The 19,578-nt window shown below is 31.7% G+C and carries 20 protein-coding genes; 19 read left to right on the top strand and 1 reads right to left on the bottom strand.

Annotated features, from left to right (window positions below; translation table 11 throughout):
* Position 1 precedes the first annotated feature (1 nt).
* The 9 genes from JMO20_RS15365 (at position 2) to JMO20_RS15330 (ending at position 7,895) form a co-directional block, all read left to right on the top strand.
* Complete coding sequence (locus JMO20_RS15365) at positions 2 to 865, top strand: phage distal tail protein (RefSeq protein WP_202710586.1); 864 nt, start codon at positions 2 to 4, stop codon at positions 863 to 865.
* A gap of 50 nt (positions 866 to 915) precedes the next feature.
* The gene (locus JMO20_RS15360; RefSeq protein WP_202710585.1) at positions 916 to 3,057 is read left to right on the top strand and encodes a hypothetical protein; all 2,142 of its coding nucleotides are present in this window, start codon (positions 916 to 918) and stop codon (positions 3,055 to 3,057) included.
* Positions 3,058 to 3,375: a hypothetical protein gene (locus JMO20_RS15355; RefSeq protein WP_202710584.1), complete on the top strand. Its 318-nt coding sequence runs from the start codon at positions 3,058 to 3,060 to the stop codon at positions 3,373 to 3,375.
* A complete protein-coding gene (locus JMO20_RS20450) occupies positions 3,375 to 3,509 on the top strand; it encodes a hypothetical protein (RefSeq protein WP_279380152.1) in 135 nt (44 codons plus the stop codon). Before JMO20_RS15355 ends, JMO20_RS20450 begins: the two co-directional genes overlap by 1 nt.
* Before the next feature lie 110 nt (positions 3,510 to 3,619).
* Positions 3,620 to 4,729 carry a Gp37-like protein gene (locus JMO20_RS15350; protein ID WP_202710583.1) on the top strand — a complete coding sequence of 370 codons (1,110 nt, stop codon included), beginning with the start codon at positions 3,620 to 3,622 and terminating at the stop codon, positions 4,727 to 4,729.
* Between the two features lie 12 nt (positions 4,730 to 4,741).
* Positions 4,742 to 5,242, top strand: a complete 501-nt coding sequence (locus JMO20_RS15345) for a phage holin family protein (RefSeq protein WP_202710582.1) — start codon at positions 4,742 to 4,744, stop codon at positions 5,240 to 5,242.
* On the top strand, positions 5,239 to 5,790 hold the full coding sequence (locus tag JMO20_RS15340; RefSeq protein ID WP_202710581.1) for an N-acetylmuramoyl-L-alanine amidase family protein: 552 nt from the start codon (positions 5,239 to 5,241) through the stop codon (positions 5,788 to 5,790). The genes JMO20_RS15345 and JMO20_RS15340 overlap by 4 nt, the downstream gene beginning before the upstream one ends.
* 505 nt (positions 5,791 to 6,295) lie before the next feature.
* Positions 6,296 to 7,054 (top strand): SatD family protein, encoded by a 759-nt coding sequence (locus JMO20_RS15335; protein ID WP_202710580.1) that lies wholly within the window; start codon positions 6,296 to 6,298, stop codon positions 7,052 to 7,054.
* A 1-nt stretch (position 7,055) separates the two neighbouring features.
* Entirely contained in the window at positions 7,056 to 7,895 is an 840-nt protein-coding gene (locus JMO20_RS15330) for a DUF3307 domain-containing protein (protein WP_202710579.1), read from the top strand.
* Here the strand turns inward: JMO20_RS15330 and JMO20_RS15325 are convergent.
* A complete protein-coding gene (locus JMO20_RS15325) occupies positions 7,869 to 8,267 on the bottom strand; it encodes a SatD family protein (protein WP_202710578.1) in 399 nt (132 codons plus the stop codon). The genes JMO20_RS15330 and JMO20_RS15325 overlap by 27 nt on opposite strands.
* A gap of 415 nt (positions 8,268 to 8,682) precedes the next feature.
* Between JMO20_RS15325 and JMO20_RS15320 the strand changes: the two genes are divergently transcribed.
* The 10 genes from JMO20_RS15320 to JMO20_RS15275 all read left to right on the top strand — a co-directional run bounded on the left by JMO20_RS15320 (position 8,683) and on the right by JMO20_RS15275 (position 19,533).
* A complete protein-coding gene (locus JMO20_RS15320; RefSeq protein ID WP_202710577.1) occupies positions 8,683 to 9,003 on the top strand; it encodes a putative heavy metal-binding protein in 321 nt (106 codons plus the stop codon).
* A 120-nt stretch (positions 9,004 to 9,123) separates the two neighbouring features.
* Positions 9,124 to 9,711, top strand: coding sequence for an SOS response-associated peptidase (locus JMO20_RS15315; protein ID WP_202710576.1), 588 nt, complete (start codon positions 9,124 to 9,126; stop codon positions 9,709 to 9,711).
* A 78-nt stretch (positions 9,712 to 9,789) separates the two neighbouring features.
* The gene (locus tag JMO20_RS15310) at positions 9,790 to 10,647 is read left to right on the top strand and encodes a patatin-like phospholipase family protein (protein WP_202710575.1); all 858 of its coding nucleotides are present in this window, start codon (positions 9,790 to 9,792) and stop codon (positions 10,645 to 10,647) included.
* 325 nt (positions 10,648 to 10,972) lie between these two features.
* Positions 10,973 to 11,935, top strand: coding sequence for a dihydrofolate reductase family protein (locus JMO20_RS15305; protein WP_202710574.1), 963 nt, complete (start codon positions 10,973 to 10,975; stop codon positions 11,933 to 11,935).
* 216 nt (positions 11,936 to 12,151) lie between these two features.
* The gene (locus tag JMO20_RS15300; protein ID WP_202710573.1) at positions 12,152 to 12,907 is read left to right on the top strand and encodes an IclR family transcriptional regulator; all 756 of its coding nucleotides are present in this window, start codon (positions 12,152 to 12,154) and stop codon (positions 12,905 to 12,907) included.
* A 168-nt stretch (positions 12,908 to 13,075) separates the two neighbouring features.
* Positions 13,076 to 14,488, top strand: coding sequence for a YfcC family protein (locus JMO20_RS15295; protein ID WP_243414777.1), 1,413 nt, complete (start codon positions 13,076 to 13,078; stop codon positions 14,486 to 14,488).
* Between the two features lie 35 nt (positions 14,489 to 14,523).
* Positions 14,524 to 15,717, top strand: coding sequence for a M20 family metallopeptidase (locus tag JMO20_RS15290; RefSeq protein WP_202710572.1), 1,194 nt, complete (start codon positions 14,524 to 14,526; stop codon positions 15,715 to 15,717).
* Between the two features lie 72 nt (positions 15,718 to 15,789).
* Entirely contained in the window at positions 15,790 to 16,854 is a 1,065-nt protein-coding gene (orr, locus tag JMO20_RS15285) for an ornithine racemase Orr (RefSeq protein ID WP_202710571.1), read from the top strand.
* Positions 16,855 to 16,880: 26 nt separating this feature from the next.
* On the top strand, positions 16,881 to 18,257 hold the full coding sequence (locus JMO20_RS15280; protein WP_202710570.1) for an N-acyl-D-amino-acid deacylase family protein: 1,377 nt from the start codon (positions 16,881 to 16,883) through the stop codon (positions 18,255 to 18,257).
* A gap of 112 nt (positions 18,258 to 18,369) precedes the next feature.
* On the top strand, positions 18,370 to 19,533 hold the full coding sequence (locus JMO20_RS15275; RefSeq protein ID WP_202710569.1) for a M20 family metallopeptidase: 1,164 nt from the start codon (positions 18,370 to 18,372) through the stop codon (positions 19,531 to 19,533).
* Positions 19,534 to 19,578: the final 45 nt, after the last annotated feature.

Raw genomic sequence — 19,578 nt, 5'->3', positions numbered from 1 at the left:
GGTGGAGCAAATAACTATTATTAACTCAAAGGGAGAAAATATTACCCTTGGACATGGGAAGCCATATTTATTACAATCTTTATCAGGAACAGGTAGTGTAGAAGGGGATATCCATATGGAAAAAGCCCCTTTCCAAGATGGTGAAACATATATTAATACGTTAATAGATACTAGGGCACTGACCATTGAAGCCGCTATTCTAGTTGATACTCATGAAGAATTACTTGAGAAAAAATCAAAATTAGCTAGAGTTTTAAATCCTAAAGATGGTAAAGGAACTTTAAAGTATGAGTATCAAGGCTTAAGTAGAGAGATAGAGATAGTAGTAGACTCGGCTCCAGTTTTTCCAGTTGGCTCAGAAAATAAGGGAATAGGATTTCAAAGAACTACCTTTACATTAATTTGTCCATCACCATTTTGGACTGATTCATTCTATGAAAGTGAGGGAATGGCAGATTGGATAGGTGGATTGACTTTTCCATTAAGTTTAGGAACTACGTTTGCCGAGAGAGGAAAGACAAGGATATTTAATAACGCTGGTGATGTTCCTACACCTGTTGAGATAGTTTTCTATGGGCAGTGTGAAAATCCAATAATAGAAAATATAAGTACAGGAGAGTTTATTAAGGTAAATAAGTTGATAGATACGGATGAAAAGTTAGTTATAACTACTGATTTTGGAAATAAATCAGTGGAAGTAGAGGATAGTCAAGGAAATAGAACAAATGCATTTAACTATATAGATCTAAATAGTAGCTTTTTTCACTTAAAATCTGGAGAAAATTTGATAGAATACAGTGCTGATGGTGGAGAAGAGGAGACAAAGGTTTTAGTTAAATGGAAAAATAGATATTTAAATACTTAAGGGTTTCATGACTTACATGAAGCTCTTATTTATTTGAAGGGAGTGATATAATGGCTGAGTTTTACAGATTTTTTGATAGTACAATAGAAGATCCTAGAAAGTATGATGCAGATGAATTTGCGGAATATTTTAGGCAAATATTAACTGATGGGATATTCAATGGGGGTACAAATCTCCAGATTACTTGTGAAGGAAATAATATGAATGTCTTTGTAAATGAAGGCTATGGATGGATAAAGGGTTATCTATATAAGATAGATAACTTAGGTGTAGAATTACAGCTTGATACAGCAGATGTAACATATGACAGAATAGACAGAGTAGTTTTAAGATGGGATAAAGAAAATAGGTTTATTAAAGCCTTTGTATTAAAAGGAACACCAAGCTCAACACCTTTAGCACCAGATCTCATTAGGAATGATAGAATTTATGAAATTTCATTAGCACAAATTAGAGTTATAGCAGGGAAAAGTTATATAGATAGCTCACAGATAACTGATGAAAGACTTAATTCTGATGTGTGTGGCCTAGTAAATTCTTTAGTGAAAGTTGATACAACTACAATGCAACAAGAGTTCGATGATTTTATGAGTTCATTAGAAAGTGAGATTTTTGTTACACAGGACGAATTTAATTCGCAAGCCAATAATGTGAATTCACAGATCGAAGATTTAAATGGTGATCTAGGGAATATAAGTTCACTGAATACCACAGATAAGTCAAATGCTGTGAATGCTATTAATGAGGTGAAATCACAAGGGAACAACATAGGTACGCAGATTACAGATTTGAACAATAATGTTGGAGACATAAGCTCTTTAAATACTACAGATAAGAGCAATACTGTAAATGCGATAAATGAGCTTAAGTCTCAAAAGGATAACTTAGGTTCAGAGGTATCCGGTTTAGTAAGTGATATTGGAAGCTTATCTGCATTGGCAACTACAGATAAAACTAGCTTAGTTAATTCGATTAATGAGCTTTTTCAAAATGTCGATAGTGGTAAAACCGACCTTTACTCGGCTATTATCGACCATTTGGATGTAACACCAGCGAGTAAAGATTTTTTAGACTTGTATAATACTATATCGAGTATAATAAATAAAGGGAGTGGCACCTATACTACGGATAATATAAGTGTAGACGGCAATTATCTAAATTTTAGTGTGCCAGAAAAAGGAGTTTATAATGATAGTGCAACGATAAGGGCAGGAGATAATGATTTTATAGAGTCAAATATAAGAAGTGGAATTAGTATATTTGGTAAAACTGGCACATTTACATCAGATGCCACTGCAAGTGGAAGTCAAATACTTGATGGTTATACTGCATATGTGAATGGGCAGAAAATAACTGGTAGTATGCTACATCGAAGTTCTGGTAATTTTAGTTCTGATAGCGTGGCACATACTGGCAACTCTCTATTAGTCAGCATTCCCGATTCAGGCTACTATGGGGACAATGTAAATATTAGTTTAACAGATAATGATTGGGTAGAGTCTAACATAAGAACAGGAGTAAATATCTTTGGAAAAACTGGTGCACTTGAAGAAGCAATCAATTATCCATTAGAGAACGAGTCAGTCCCTACAGATTTTCATAGACCAAATTATGCATTAAAGCGAGACTTGACAGGATACTATTATGCAGGTAGGGGTGGGAGCTCAGATGGTGATTATGTAATTTTTAGAGAGTATGATATGGCAGGTAATCTTATAGGTAGTTCACAACAAATAAGGTCATTTCCTGACGAGGATAGAATAAGTATTGATATGTCTGTGTTCTCTCCTACATCTGATAGTAGTGGTTGTATATTTTATGCCCGAGAAGATAACTCACAGTCGTACTACCGTATAGAAAAGATTGATTTTAGTGGGAATTTATTAGATATAGGAGGTTGGATTGGAAACACTTCATGGTTTCAAGGGTCGAGTAAGAACTTTCTGTCAGTAAAGTATTACAACAATTATGATTATTTTGAAGTAATTGACAAGAATGGAAACTTATTATTTCATTCGAATTTTTCGGATAATAGCTATGCTTATTTCCGTTGGATAAATGAGAAATATTTGATTGTGCAGGCTTATTCAATATCAAGGATTTATGTGTATAATGCCGATACTAATAGCACAACAGAACACGCTGAGAGTCAAGCTATTTCACTAATATATGGTTTGAAAGGAGAGTATTAAATGAAATATGTTAAAATTGCTAATTTAGTTCAAGAAAATGGTAAATGTGATTATAAAGGGTTAGATATAAGTAAAAATATAACAGGCAAACAAGTCTATCCTATAAATGAAAATAGTGCTTATTTAATAACGGTGCAAGAAACAATACCAAATCATTCAGATTTAATTGAGATTACTAAAGAAGACTATGAGAAAAAGGTAAATGAACTGAAAAATGACGACAGAGTGACTACGACGGACAAAATTAATCAACAACAAATTCAAATAGATGACTTAACCTTGCAACTAGGAGACGCACTACTAGGAGGTGCTATATAATGACATTTTGGGCTAACTATGTAATATTAAAAGAAAAGGAAGGCATTGATAGAGCAACCACTTTAAGCCAAATTGAAACTAAGTACGGACTTAATAAAAGACAAGAAATAGAAAATGATTTAAATAATCAATAAATATTATGACTAAGGCATTAGTAAATATGTTGATAAGTAAATATTTCATGTCTTAAACTTAAGAGCATCTACCCAGGTGCTCTTTTTTTTACCATTAACCCTTTAAGGAGGTGAATGTCATTAAATCAATTAGAGTATTATCATCTGACCTAGAGCTATTAGCAGAAATTGATGATTATGAAAGCTTAGTTTTTGAGCGAAGCTATCATGACATAGGGGAATTTCAGATTGTAATCAGTAAGGATAAACAGAATGTAGATAAATTGCAGAAGAACAATATTATCATAATTGGAGACGATACAAGAAAAGCAGGGATAATCAAATATAGACAGATACAAGAGGATGACAAGGGAATAGAAACACTGAAGATAAAGGGATATCAACTAAAGCATATGACTACTCAAAGAATCGTCATTCCACCTGAAGGTTTAGTATATGACCAAATAAATGGTGATACTGAATCGGTTATGAAGCACTATGTTAATAATCATATATCAAATCCAGTAGAGAGTGCTAGGAAAATAGACTCTGTAGAAGTACAGGATAATCAAAATAGAGGAGAAATAATTGAATGGAAAAGTAGGTTCAATAATCTCGGGTCTGATTTGATAGATATATCCAATGCAACTAATATTGGCTGGGAAATGTTTATTGATTACAATACCAAAAAGATTATATTCGATGTTATTGAAGGAAGGGATTTAACTACTAGTCAAAGTATTAATCCTCCTGCAATCTTTAGTAGAAGATTTGATAATATCAAAAGTCAAAACTATATAGATAGTGACATAAAGACTAAAAATGTGGTTTATGTAGGAGGTAAAGGTGAAGGAATAGAAAGGGAAATAGTCACTGTAGGAGATGTTACAGGGCTAGATAGGATAGAAACATTCTCTGATTCTAGAAATAATGAGAATATATCAGATTTGATTGTACATGGTGAAAGAGCTTTAAATGACTTAAAAACCAAGAAAACTTTAGAAGCTGAAATATTAACAGTTTCAAACTTGGAGTATCAAAAGGATTATGATTTAGGGGATATAGTTACCATCAGATATGAGAGTGAAGATATAACCTTACATTCAAGGATAATTCAAATTGAGGAAACATACGAACCAGGGGGATTTAAGCTTGGAATAGTTTTTGGGAATAAAGTTCCTACCTTAACCGATAAGATAAAAAACCAATTAAAACAGATTCAGCCTGAGATTACTAGATAGAGGAGGTGTGAAATGAAGTATTCAAATGAAATAATACAAAATACAAAGGGGATATTAACCATGATTACAGGATTATTGGCCTATATGGTAGATGCAATAACAGAATTAGTAATAGTCCTAGTAGTACTTATGTTTATCGACTATGGGACTGGAATGATCTCTAGTTTTGTAGAGAAAAAATGGAATTCTAATGCAGGCATCAATGGAGCTGCTAAGAAAGTAGGCTTTGTATTACTTGTACTCATCGCAGTACTCACAGATTATGTAATTATGAATCTAGGACAAAAGCTAGGAATAACATTGGGTTTTACAGGGTTATTTACATTAGCAGTTACTTGCTGGCTAATTAGCACAGAATTATTATCTATAACTGAAAATTTAGGAAGACTAGGAGTTCCAATTCCTAAATTTTTAAAGAATGCCTTTATTGTTTTAAAAGATACTTCTGAGGATTTAGGTAATAGTAGAGTAGGTGGAATTGCAAAGTTCAAGGAGAAGGTGAGGAAACAATGAAACTACTAGCAATAGATGCAGGACATGGTGGAGAAGATACGGGGGCAACTGCAAATGGGTATTTAGAAAAGGAAGTAAATATAGTAATAGCCAGAAGAGTCTTTGATATCTTAAGGGAGAAATATAAGAATCAAGTAGAACTAGTTCGAGATAAAGACTATACCTTAGACTATAAAGCACGAACCAATAAAATTAAGAACAGATATAAATACTGCTTAAGTATCCATTTGAATGCATATAATGGAAAGGGCACTGGTGTATTGACAATACCTAGCATTTTTTCGCCAAATGGTCAGAAATTAGCTAAAATAATTGCAGATAACTTAAGTAAAGGGTTAGACTTTAAGATTAATAAATACTATCAAGAAGGTAGAAAAAACAAAAGTGGAAATGACTACTATTATATGCATAGACTTACTGGTAAAACTAAGACAGTAATTGTTGAGGTTTGCTTTTTAGATAATCTGAGTGATATGAAGAAGCTTAATATTGAAAAAGCAGCTAGAGCTATTGTAAAAGGCTTTGAAGAATTTATGGAAACCATCTAAAAAAAGTAACTCTATAAAATCAGCTTAAAATAGCTTGATTTTGAAGAATTATATTCGTTTAAATTGTAAGTTTAGCTAAATGAATATACCTTTCAAATGCTAGTATCTTTATAAATAATTGAAAATATAAATATATTTTAGATATAAAAAGCTCCTTTCTGACAATTCAACTATTAGAATTGCATCAGAAAGGAGCTTTTTTTGGTTTCAGAAATAATAAATAAAGTATTTAAGATAAAAGTATGAAGTGTAAAGAATCAAATTATCAACTTTACACCTTGAAAAGATATATCTTACTATTTCATTTATAAATCTCGTATAACACATCATATTCAATTGCATAATAGTAAATTTCAAAAAAATGATTATATAAAATAAGCACTATTATTTAAGTACAAAAACAAAAGGGAAATATTTGGAAGGATATTAGCATGTTTTATTGAATTCTTAAATATAAACTTATTAAGGAACAGGTGATATTATGAATATATATAGTGTTATAAATATGGATATAGTTAAATCAAGGGATATAATTAACAGAAAAGATGCTCAGGATAGCTTGAAAAAATTTATCCAAAAAATAAACAAGGAAAATAAAGATTTACTTTTGGCTCCCATAACCTTTACATTAGGAGACGAGTGGCAGATTGTATTGAAAAGGCCTTTTGAGAGTTATAGGATTATAGATAAATTCCAAAGCTTTTTAAGAAAATATGAAATAGGTATTTATATAGGCATTGGCGTAGGGAAAATTAGTACTAATATATATGAAGACACTAGACTTATGGACGGAGAATGCTTTATTAGAGCTAGGGAAGCTCTAGGGATAGTGAAAAACAAGAATAGGTTTTACAATGAGAATTTAAACAGTAAAGAAAATAATGTTTATTTTAATGCAGAGAAAATAAGTTTTGAAAAAATATATGACGGTATAAGGGAGATAGCCAGTACTTCTGATAAGGATTACTGGAGTGAAGATAAAACCAATAGCGATATAATTCCCCTTGATATAAACACAATCATAAATACAATTATTGAAAATACAGAAGTTTTAAAAAGTAAGATTACTGGAAAACAGATGAAGACAATAGAGCTGTATAGGAAAGAGGGATCATATAGTAATATGATTAAGAAAAATGACAATATATCTAAATCAAGTATAAGTCAGAAGTTAAATGACTCTAATTATTTTCTAATTGAAAGTAACAAAAATGTAATTTATAAGCTTTTAAAATTATATTGTCAAATTAGAGAAGGGAATTAATATGAATTTCAGAATTTTTTTATTGGCCCTTATAGGTCATCTAATCGGAGATTTTATTTTGCAGTCCAAGTATGTTATAAGCAAAAGATTTAATAAAAAGGTAAAAGACATGGTAATAGGGAATTTACTACATAGCATTATGCATTTTGGAGTAGTGAGCATATTATTACTAGTATATTTGTTATCAAATAGTGCCTTTGACTTATCCACTTATTTTCAAATAATATTTCTGATATTAGTACTACACTCTATTATAGATATAATAAAGTCAATATTAGTCTCGAAATACCCATTTTGGAAGAATAATGTATTTATCTTTTTATTAGATCAGTTGATACATATATTAGTACTGGCTTTTCTATCATTCCAATTTAACTTGAGTAGTATACTAGCCCAAGGAAGAATCATTATCAATAACTATCCAAATAATATACCTATAGTTGATAGATATTTGATACTAGTTATAGTATTTTTATCTTCTACCTTTGGAATTGGAATCTTTATTAAAATTTTTATCAATTATATTAATTTAAAGGACTATAAAAACTTTATAAACAAAGGGAATAAATTAGTTAAAACTCCTAATCTAGATATAGGAGTTAATAATGGCGGCTATATCATAGGTATACTTGAGAGAATCTTCATATTACTAGGTATGTCTATTATGCAGCCGGGAATGATTGGGTTTGTTCTCACAGCTAAATCTATAGCAAGGTTTAAGAAGCTAGATGATAGTAGCTTTGTGGAATACTTTATAATAGGAACCTTTGTTAGCTTTATTTCTGCAATAATTGGAGGAATAATTATTTATTCTTTAAAAATCATTCCAGCTATCAAATAAAATAGTCAGAGGAGAGTTTTTAGATTTAGCTAAATTAATTGCTTCTCTAGCTCTATAAAAAGAAGGTCCATCTAACTGGTTCACTGTTAATTCAAAATTATGAATACGAATAGATCCTACTCCTATGCCTGTATAGAACTTTACTCCATTTAAATTTTTTTTAAAAAAATGTATAACCTCAAAATAATCACAAGGATACTTTAATAAACCCTGCCATTCATCTCCTATTGTTATAAGAAAAGGAGATGCTATGATATCTTTAAAGGTATTATTAGTGTCCTTTAGCATGTCTATTATTTTATATTGCAGTTCTTCTCTATTTTCAATTGTTTTTGATGATTTAATATCACATATAATAGTGTAATAATTCATAATGCCCTCCTAGTATACTAAAATAAATAACTAGAGTTAAGCTAAACAAAGTATATCTTTAAATAATAACTTCTCAACAGTTAAGATTTAAATATTAACTTGCGGATAGTTAGTATTTAAAACTTAACTTGTATAGAATTTTTTAAAATGGCATTTCCATTGTTAACATAAAAGCTGATTTCACTTCAAAAGTATAACCATATCTATAGTATATTTATACTATGCATATATAAGCTAAAGGGTGAATAAATCACTATTAAGTCTATTAAAATAAAGATGAAGCTATAAATTATTTAGCTGACAATGATAAAATAATCACATATTAAAAAATCTTAGAAATCATTATTGAATAAAATATGATAGAATGTTAATATACTATAAAGTGGAAAAATTACATAGAAATGGAGAGATGAATATGATTTCAACAACAACACCAACTATTGAAGGAAGAAAGATTGTTGAATACAGAGAAATTGTTTTTGGTGAAGTAATATCAGGTATGGATTTTATAAAGGACTTTGCAGCTGGACTTACTAACTTCTTTGGCGGACGTTCTAAATCATATGAAGGTGAGCTTATAGAGGCTAGAGAAAATGCTATAAGGGAAATGGAACAAAGGGCAGCTGCTTTGGGAGCTAATGCTGTAGTAGGTGTAGATATAGATTATGAGGTATTAGGTCAAAGTGGGAATATGATTATGGTAACAGCTTCTGGTACTGCGGTAGTTATTGAATAAGATAAAATTTCTGAGCCCCAAGCTTATTACTTGGGGTGTTTTTTATAGATAATTTGGAAAATAATCATATTCATCTCTAAAGGTACAAAAGATTATAGAACAACAAAGGAAGGTGACAGTATGTGTGGTAGATATTTACTAGCAATTGATTTAAAAACCTTATTAGCTAGATATAGATTAAATGATAATGATATTCAAATTAGTTTTTCTCCAATGAATGAGATATTTCCGTCTAATAAAGTACCTGTTGTATTGGATAAAGGCGAGAGACAAATAAAAATGTTAAGTTGGGGATTCAATCCTTCTTATGCAAAGAGGCTTATAATTAATGCTAGAGGTGAAACAGTTGATTTTAAGCCAACTTTTAAGTATTCTTTCTTAAATAAAAGATGTTTAATTCCAGCTACTGGATTTTATGAATGGGAGAAAGTGAATGGAAAGAGTATTAAGCATCAAATCTTTCTAGATAATGCTAAAATTTTTTCTTTTGCAGGAATATATAATACATTTAAAGATAAGAATGGAAGAGATTATGAAGCATTTACTATTATAACAACAACACCATCTAAAGATATTGAAAGGATTCATAATAGAATGCCTGTTATATTGAAAAAAGAAGATGAGGATATATGGCTTGATGAAAATAGTAGAGATATTGGAGTTTTAAAAAGTCTACTAAAACCATATGATGATATTATTATTAGCTAAGGAAGTAAATATAAGTTATCAAGAGTCCCTTTTACTACATATAATGTAATTAGTAATAGTAAAAAATGGGGGATTATTATGGAATTCGGATTAGCGTTATCTGGAGGAGGACTTAGAGGAGCTGCTCATATAGGTGTATTGAAGGCTCTAAAAGAAAGGGATTTATATCCATCATGGATATCAGGGACAAGTGCAGGTAGTATAATTGCAGGTCTCTATAGTTGCGGATATTCACCAGAAGAAATGGAGAAATTGGTAACTGTTTTAAATAAAAAAGCCTATGATCCGGATATTTTAGGAATTATAAAAGGAATTTTTTGCTTGTTGATTGGCAAGGAACCCTCTATTGATGGTATTATAAAAGGTAAAAGGATTGAGAAGCTCTTAAAGGAATGGACTAAAGAAAAACATATAAATGATAGTTGTATTCCCATTGCCCTTGCTGGAGTTAATGTCAATAATGGTCAAACAGTATATTTTGTAAATAATAAGAAAGGACTTATTGATGATAAATACAGTAAATACTATGATGATATAGAGCTTTATAAAGCTGTTGGAATTAGTATATCAATACCAGTGATCTTTCAAACAAAAATGTTTAATGGAATTAGACTAGCAGATGGTGGTGTAACCGATAGTTTGCCAGTAAGCGTACTTAAGCAAATGGGAGCTAAAAAAGTAATTGGCGTAAATTTAGGATATTGCGGAAAATTGAGAAAAGATATAGATAATATAATTGAGATTGGTAATCAAAGCTTAGATATAATGCAATATCAGATTACAAGACTAATGAATACCGGTGCTGATTTAATAATTAATCCTCATATACATGATGTAGGGCTCATGGAGTTTGATAGGATTAAGGAGTGTGTTGATAGGGGATATAAGGCAGCAAAGGATAATATGGATAGTATTCTTAAGGTAATATATAAATAGTTTTTCTAATCTGAATAAAAAATCTCTACTATTAGTGGTGAAAGTAGGGATTCTTTATTTTTATTAGAAAGATTAAATAGACTAGGACTATCTTATAAGTATCACTGATGATAAATATTAATGACTAAAAAATAAAGTGCCTAAATAGAAGTATAATAATGATGATATAATTAGTATAGAATTACCAATAACACCTTAATTTTTAGTAATCATTGTGATTCTAAATTTTATTCTTAATGAAAATAATAATATGAGGGATAATAGGGTATAGAGAAATTATATAAAGCATTAATAAAGAAACAGAAGTTAAAGAAAGGAGTAAAATATGACACTTCCTACAATAGAATTTCCTGTAGATAAAATCAGATTAACACCTGTATATAAGAATAATGATAGATTATGTACAATAAAAAAATCTTCTTTTGAAACAAATATTCCTAGAAAAATTATAGATGGCTATGGGCCTATATATTTCCCAAAATCCCATAAGGATAGACCATATATTTATAGCTCAATGGTATTGACATTAGATGGGAAATCAGCATTTGAAGATGAAAATAAAAGCTCAGCAATATCTAAAGGGAATTATTTAGATCCTGATGGAGGATTAGCGGATTTATGGATATTAAATATATTGAGAACTTATGCTGATGGAATTATATTTGGGGCTAAAACCCTCCAGGTAGAAGAAAATATAACCGGTCATATTTATGATCAAGAGTTAGCAGAGGATAGAATATCTATCCTAGGGAAGAAGGAGAAAATACCTTGGAATATTATTGTGACTAGAAAGGGGACAGGAGTTCCATTAGATCATATAATATTTAAGAATAAAGAAGTACCTATTTGCATTGCCACAAGTCCTGAAGGATTTAATAATATTTCTCACAAGCTTAATAGGGAATATCTAGTTTTAAGAGATAAATATGAAGCTAAGAATATAACTCAAAAGCGTATTTTAGACAAAAATAAAATAGTTTTTGTAGTAACTGGTAATGGAAATAAAATTAACCTTACCCATACATTAAATATCTTTAGAAGCATGGGAATTCATCGTTTATTAATAGAGTCACCAACCTTTATGTATGTACTTATGCAAGAAAAAAAGCTAGACGAGGCCTTTATGAATTATTCTGGTATTTACGCTGGTGGAGAATTTACTTTAGGGAGAAATCAAGCTTTTTCCTATAAAGACTTTCCTGCTACTGAAATATTATCTATACATATACATAGATCAAGTTTTCTTTATACAAGACAAAAAATAGACTATAAAAAATCCTCTAGCTAGAGGATTTTTTTATAAATAAACTTATATTTGAATAAAATTGTACTAAAAATGATTATTTTGAAATATTTTTATAATATACAAGTATAAATATAAAATGCAAAATATTCTAAAAATTATAAAAATAAAGAAGGAATATTCTATCAAATGTAGAATATTTTTAATAGTTCAAACAACAAACATATGTTCAATATATGAACATACTAAGGGGGACTTAGATTGACTGACAAAACTACATCAATTGAAAAAGCGATAAAAATACTGAAAAGATTAAGTGAAGAGCCCTATAAGATGACCGCATTAGAGCTAAGCGAAGGATTAAATATCAACAGGAGTACAGTTCATAGAATATTGAAAACACTAATGGATGAAATGATGATACTCCAAAGTCCAGTAAGTAAAAAGTATACTTTAGGGCCTGCATCATACCACATTGGAACTAGCTATTTAAGTAAGGATAGTAATACTGAACAAATCAAACATATTTTAGAGTGGGTTGCCAAAGAAACACAACAATCCATCGGTTACTCTATTTTAGAAGGAGAAAGAATTATTAATATATATGAAATAGAAAGCTTTCAGCCTATTAAAATTGGATATAGACCAGGAAGCTATTATCCTATTCATTGTGGTGCTTATGGTAAATCTATAATGGCCTTCTTTGAACCAGTAAGTAGGCTAAAAGAAATAGTGTATTCATATGATTTGTATAAAAAGACACCTAATACTATAACAGATCCAAGTGAACTATTAGAGGAATATGAAAAGATTAGAAAGAATGGATATGCAATTAGTGATGAAGAAAGCTTAGTTGGAGCAATTGGAATTGGTGCTCCTGTAAGGAATTCAAAGGGGAAAGTAGTTGCTTGTGTAGGATCAGCATCTATAAAGAGTAATACTTTAGATGAAGAGTTAGAGAGTATTAAGGAAAAAGTAATCGAAGGTGCACAAAGAATAAGTAAAATAATGCTATAGAGGAGGTGATTCCATTGATAAAAGAAAAGGGTGGATAAGATAGTAATTGAAAAAAGCTTAAATCTGGGCAGATATAAAGGCTTCTTTCAATTACTTATCTAAACACACAAATTTATTATACACTATAAGCACATAAAATTTAAAGGGATATTTAAAGGAGGGTTTAGTTTGACGACTAAAATGGAAGTTAAGAAAAAATTTAAGATTCCACATACCTATGTTATTCTGTTTAGTGTAATTTTGATAATGGCAATCTTGACATATATTATTCCAGCAGGAGAATTTGATAGAGTTGTAGATCCTCATACGGATAGAACTGTGGTTGATCCAGCGTCCTTTCATGAGGTAGATCAAAATCCCACAAGTTTCTTTGGACTATTTAAATCAATTCCAAATGGATTAAAAGATGCAGCTGGAATTGTATTCTTTATATTTATTGTTGGGGGTGCTTTCCAGATAATAACTGGAACAGGTGCTATTGAAGCAGGGATTGGTAGAATGGCTTTAGCGCTCAAGGGAGCAGAAATATTAATGATTCCATTGTTTATTATTTTATTTTCAATAGCCGGTGGAACCTTTGGAATGGCAGAGGAGGCAATTGTATTTGTTCCCATTGGAATAGCCCTAGCTAGGGCCCTAGGATATGATGCTATTACTGGTACAGCCATGATTACACTAGGAGCAGCCTGTGGCTTTACATCAGGATTTATGAATCCTTTTACCGTAGGAGTTGCTCAAGGTATAGCAGAAATACCTCTATTTTCAGGGATAGCTATGAGATTTGCTATTTTAGCTGTAATGTTAATAGTAACTATACTGTACGTTATGAGATATGGAAATAAAGTAAAGAAAAATCCATCATTAAGTATAGTTGCGGAATTAGAGGAAAAAGAAAAACATAAAGTTATTAAATTAGACAAAATACCAGATATGACTATTAGACATATATTTGTTTTATTAACTATAGTTGGAGGCTTTGCGTGTATAATCTTTGGAGTATTTGTATATGAATGGTACATTACGGAAATAGGTTCTGCATTCTTGGCAATGGGTATTATTGGTGGGTTCTTAGGAGGACTTGGACCTAGTAGAATAGCTCAAGAATTTGTAACTGGAGCCAAATCAATAGTATTTGGAGCATTAGTTGTTGGTGTTGCTAGAGGTATATTAATGGTTATGCAAGATGGTATGATTCTTGACTCAATTATCAATGGTCTTGCTTTAATGATTCAAAATCTGCCAAAAACAATATCTGTACTTGGAATGTATGTAGTTCAAGTAGTTATAAACTTCTTTATTCCATCAGGTAGCGGCCAGGCTGCGACTACTATGCCTATTATGACTCCTCTTGCTGACTTAATAGGAGTTACTAGACAAACAGCTGTTATGGCATATCAATTTGGTGATGGATTTACAAACTCGATTATTCCAACTTCTGCAGCTTTAATGGGAGTTCTTTCTGTAGCTAAAATCAACTATGAAAAATGGGTTAAATTCCTATGGCCTTTAATGCTCATTTGGTTGGTTGTAGGGGCAACTTTCTTAATAATTGCTAACATTATAAATTACGGACCTTTCTAGGAGTAGTTATAGATTTTTCCCAGGGGGTGATATGTTTGATAGATACAAATAAATATTTTGAAGAAGATGAAGTAATTAAACTAACTCAGCAACTAGTAAAAATTCCTAGTCATAAAGATATTAAAAATCGAGAAAAGGAAGTAGCTGAGTATATTCACAGTTATTGTATAGAAAATGAGCTAGAGGCTGAATTACAAACTGTAGATGGAGAACGGAAAAATGTTATAGCATATTTAAGAGGTGATGGTACAGGTAAAACACTATTATTCAATGGACATACTGATACAGTCCCCCCTTATAACATGACTATAGACCCATTTAAAGCAGAAATAAGAGATGATTGTATATGGGGTCGAGGAACAAACGATATGAAAGGTGCACTAGCTTGCATGATAACTTCAATGCTAGCTATAAAGAAATCTGGAGTTAAACTGAAAGGAGATATAATCTTCACAGGGGTAATTGGAGAAGAGGAGAAGAGCGAAGGTACTGAATATCTTGCTAAATCTGGAATAACTGCTGATGGAGCAATAGTAGGAGAGCCATCAAATTATGAATATGCAATTGGACATAGAGGATTAGAGTGGCTAGAAATTAAGATTAAAGGTAAGGCAGCCCATGGAGGAGTTCCCCACTTAGGAATAAATGCTATCTCAAAGGCAGCAAAGCTTATAACTAGGATTGAAGAAGAGCTATATCCTAAATTAAAAGATAGATTTAATGAATATATGGGACCATCGGTTATGAACTTCGGTAGGATAGAAGGTGGAAGTCAGCCTAGTACTGTTGCAGACTCCTGTTCCATCAAGATAGATAGAAGATATATACCAGGTGAAGATGTGGAATCAGTCTTAAATGAATATCAAAGCATCATAGATAGTATAAAAGAGGAAGATCCAGAATTTGATGCTGAGATTGTTAGAATGGAGAATAATATGCTAACATTAGATCATTTATACTTGATGACGCAACCAGATGAACCCATTGTCATGGCTACTAGAGAAGCCCTTAAGGAAGTTATCAATAGAGAACCTGATATAACTAGGAAAAGAGGATGGACGGATGCAGCCCTATTATCTAATTTCGCCAATATTCCTACTGTTGTAGTTGGCCCCGGAGACATATCCTATTCTCATACCAAGGATGAAAGAGTTCCAATAAAGGATTTAATTAATATGGTGGAGGTATATACAAAAATAGCAATTAAGTTTTGTGGTATACAGAAATAGTTAGTAGATATAGGCAGGGCCTTTGCCCTGTCTATATAAAATTCAATTAATATAAGTAGGGAGGTGTATATTATGGCATACCCTAGGCTAGAGATATTCCTTGATAAAATAAGGCATAATTCAAGACGATTAACTGAAATATGTAATGAGTTTAATATAGAGGTGGTAGGTGTTAATAAGGTTTCCTGCGGATCAAAGGAAATAGCTCAAGCAATGCTTGATGGTGGGGTACAAATAATTGCCGATTCCAGAATTGAAAATCTAGAAATGATACAGGAGATTAAAGCAACTAAAATGCTACTTAGATTACCTATGATAAGTAAAGCTTTAAAAGTAGTAGAACTGGCTGATATTTCTTTGAACTCAGAAATAAAAACAATACGAGCTTTATCAGAAGCTGCAGAGTCGCTAAATAAAATTCATAAGATTATACTTATGGTTGATGTAGGGGATCTTAGAGAAGGAATATTTAATGAAAAAGAAATAATGGAAGTAGTAGAGGAAACCATTAAACTTGAAGGAGTACAACTTATTGGGTTAGGAACTAATTTGTCCTGCTTTGGTGGCGTAATTCCAAGCGATAAAAATCTAAACAAGTTGGTTAATTTAAAAACTAAGATAAAAGAAAAATTTGGAATCACTTTAGATATATTATCAGGAGGTAATTCCAGTAGTATGAGTCTTATTCAGCAGAAAAATATGCCTAAGGAGATAAATCAGTTAAGACTGGGGACTTCTATTATTTTAGGTACTGTAGAAATAAATAATACTAGGATAGACAATACATATATAGACGCATTTCGTTTGGTAACAGAAATAGTTGAGGTAAAGGAGAAGCCATCTAAGCCCATAGGAAAAATTGGGAAAGATGCATTTGGCAAAAAACCATATTTCGAAGATAGAGGAATAATTAAAAGGGCTATTTGTGCCATTGGAAAGCAAGATATTGATATAGACTGGATGTGGCCAGAAGAAAAAGAAATTTCTATCTTAGGCGGAAGTAGTGATCATCTAATAGTAGATATAACAGATTCTTTGAAGGAATATGATGTAGGGGATGAAATTTCCTTCACACTTGATTATGTTGCTGCATTAAATGCAATGACATCTCCCTATGTTCACAAAGTCTATAAATGAATTAGATATTAGAGGGGGTAGTTTGTTTGTATGATATAAAAATATTAGATGGACGATTATTTGACTTTGACACAGGCAGGTCTGATATAAAGGATATCGGTATTAGAGATGGGAAAATTGAAGCTATAGGTTCGTTATCGGATGAAGGAAAGATTGAAATAAATGCTAAAGAGAAAGTGATTTCTCCAGGATTTATTGATATACATATGCATGAAGAAGTAATAGGTAATAGTGCTGATGGAGACGATTACGATATAGCAAATAGGATGTTAACTATGGGAGCCACCACCTGCGTCAGTGGATGTTGCGGTAATAATAGACAAAGCTTAGATGATTTCTTTGGATTTATTGATAAGAATGGGGCACCAGTAAACTATCTATCTTTTATTGGACATAACTATTTAAGAGAGAAAGTAGGAATAAATGATAGATATAGAGAGGCAAAAAAGGAAGAAATAGAAAAAATGAAAAGAATGATTATTCACGATGTTATTGATAATCAAGCAATAGGGATATCCTTTGGGTTAGAGTACTCACCTGGAGTTACGATTGATGAGATTATTTCCCTCTGTGAGGCAGTTAAGGATGAGGATATATTACTATCAGCCCATTATAGAAAGGATGCAAAATATGGTATAGATTCAATAAAAGAAATGATTGAGATTTCTAAGATAACTAAGCAGCCTATGCAGATATCCCATATTGGAAGTTGCACTGCCTTTGGAATGATGAAAGAGTCTCTGAATATTATACAGTCAGCTATAGATGAAGGAATTGATGTGGCAGCAGATTGTTATCCATACAATGCTTTTAGTACCTATATTGGCTCAGCTGTATTTGATGAGGGTTGCTTTGAATTATGGAATAAATCCTATGACAGCATCCTATTAACTGAAGATCCATATAAAGGAGTAAGATGCGATAAGGAATTATTCTATAAAGTAAGAGAAGAATATCCCCAGATGCTGGTTGTTGCATTTGTTATGGAGGAAGAAGAGGTTATTGAAGCTATAAAGGCTCCGTTTGTGTCAGTTGCCAGTGATGGATTATTCCGACGTGGACAAGGACATCCAAGGGGTTCAGGTACATTTCCAAGGGTATTGGGTAGATTTGTTAGGGATAGAAAAGAGCTTACTTTAATAGATGCCCTAAAAAAAATGACAATTGTTCCTGCTAAAAGAATTGGATTAAAGAATAAAGGTAATATTAAAGAAGGTATGGACGCAGATATAGTTATTTTTAATCCTGATACCATCATTGATGGAGCAACATTTGAAGAACCAAATTTACCGCCTAAGGGTATTGACTATGTTATATTGAATGGAAAGATAGCTGTAGAAAATAATAAAATTTTAGAAAATAGACTGGGGAAAGTTATTCGAAGAAATGAATTAAATAAATGAGGGAGCTTTTTTAAAAGGTTGTTTCATATGTTGTTCTTATATAGGATGTAAGATTTGAAAATTATGAGTAATTTGCAAGTAGACAATTTATTGGATAACAAGGAGGTATAGCATGATTGATAAAGTTACACAAACTATTAATGAGATTATGGATGAATTAAAAGAATTAAGCGAGTATATATATAATAATCCCGAACTAGGATATGAAGAGATAAAATCTAGCGCTGCCCATATTGAATTACTAAAAAAATATGGTTTTAATGTTGAAAAGGGATATATGGGTATGGAAACAGCTTTTAGAGCAGAATTTGATAGTGGTAAAGAAGGTCCTACAATTGGATATCTAGCAGAATATGATGCGCTACCAGAGATAGGACATGGATGCGGACATAATATTTTAGGAACTACAAGTACAGGCGCAGGAATTACTCTAAGTAAATTCCTAGATGAAATAGGTGGTAGAGTAGTTGTATTTGGTACTCCAGCTGAGGAAACCAGTGGCGGTAAAGTAATAATGGCGGATAATGGGGCATTTAATGATATAGATGTAGCGATGATGACCCATCCCAATCATACTCATACTAAAAGTGGAGCATCTTTAGCTCTTCAAGCTATACAGTTTACATTTAAGGGGAAATCAGCCCATGCAGCTGCCCATCCTGAGAAAGGGATAAATGCTTTAGATGGAGCAATAAATACCTTTAATAATATAAATGCTTTAAGAGAGCATATAAAATCAACTGCTAGAATTCACGGAATTATCAAAGATGGAGGAAGGGCTGCAAATATTGTACCTGACCTTGCTATAGCACAGTTTTATGTTAGAGCTAGAACTAAAACCTATCTAGAAGAATTAGTGGAGAAGGTTAAAAACTGTGCTAACGGAGCAGCACTGGCATCGGGGACTGAGCTGGAAATAACTAACTATGAAGCGTCCTATGATAATTTGGTTACGAATCATACTCTTTCAGAGTTGTATTGTAGTAGATTGAAAGACATGGGGGCAGAAGAGATTAATGAGCCTAGGGAGGGCTATGGCTCATTAGATATGGGAAATGTATCTCATGTATGCCCTAGTATTCACCCACATTTTTCTATAAGTGATGAAGAAATAATTGCTCATACGAGAGAATTTGCTCAAGCAACAATAAAAAACAGAGCATATAAGGGAATGAGAGAAGCAATAGGAGCATTAGTATTAACTGCTATAGATGTAATCAAAGATGATAGTCTTTTAAAAGCTGTAAAGAAAGAGTTTAACAACACAAAAAAGTAATATCTATAATTGAGTAATTAAATATTGAAGTTGTATGTGATTAGC

Origin of the sequence: Sporosalibacterium faouarense (genome assembly GCF_016765695.1) — a bacterium.
Taxonomy (GTDB): Bacteria; Bacillota; Clostridia; order Tissierellales; family VENL01; genus Sporosalibacterium; species Sporosalibacterium faouarense.
This window is presented reverse-complemented; position numbering and strand designations above follow the sequence as displayed.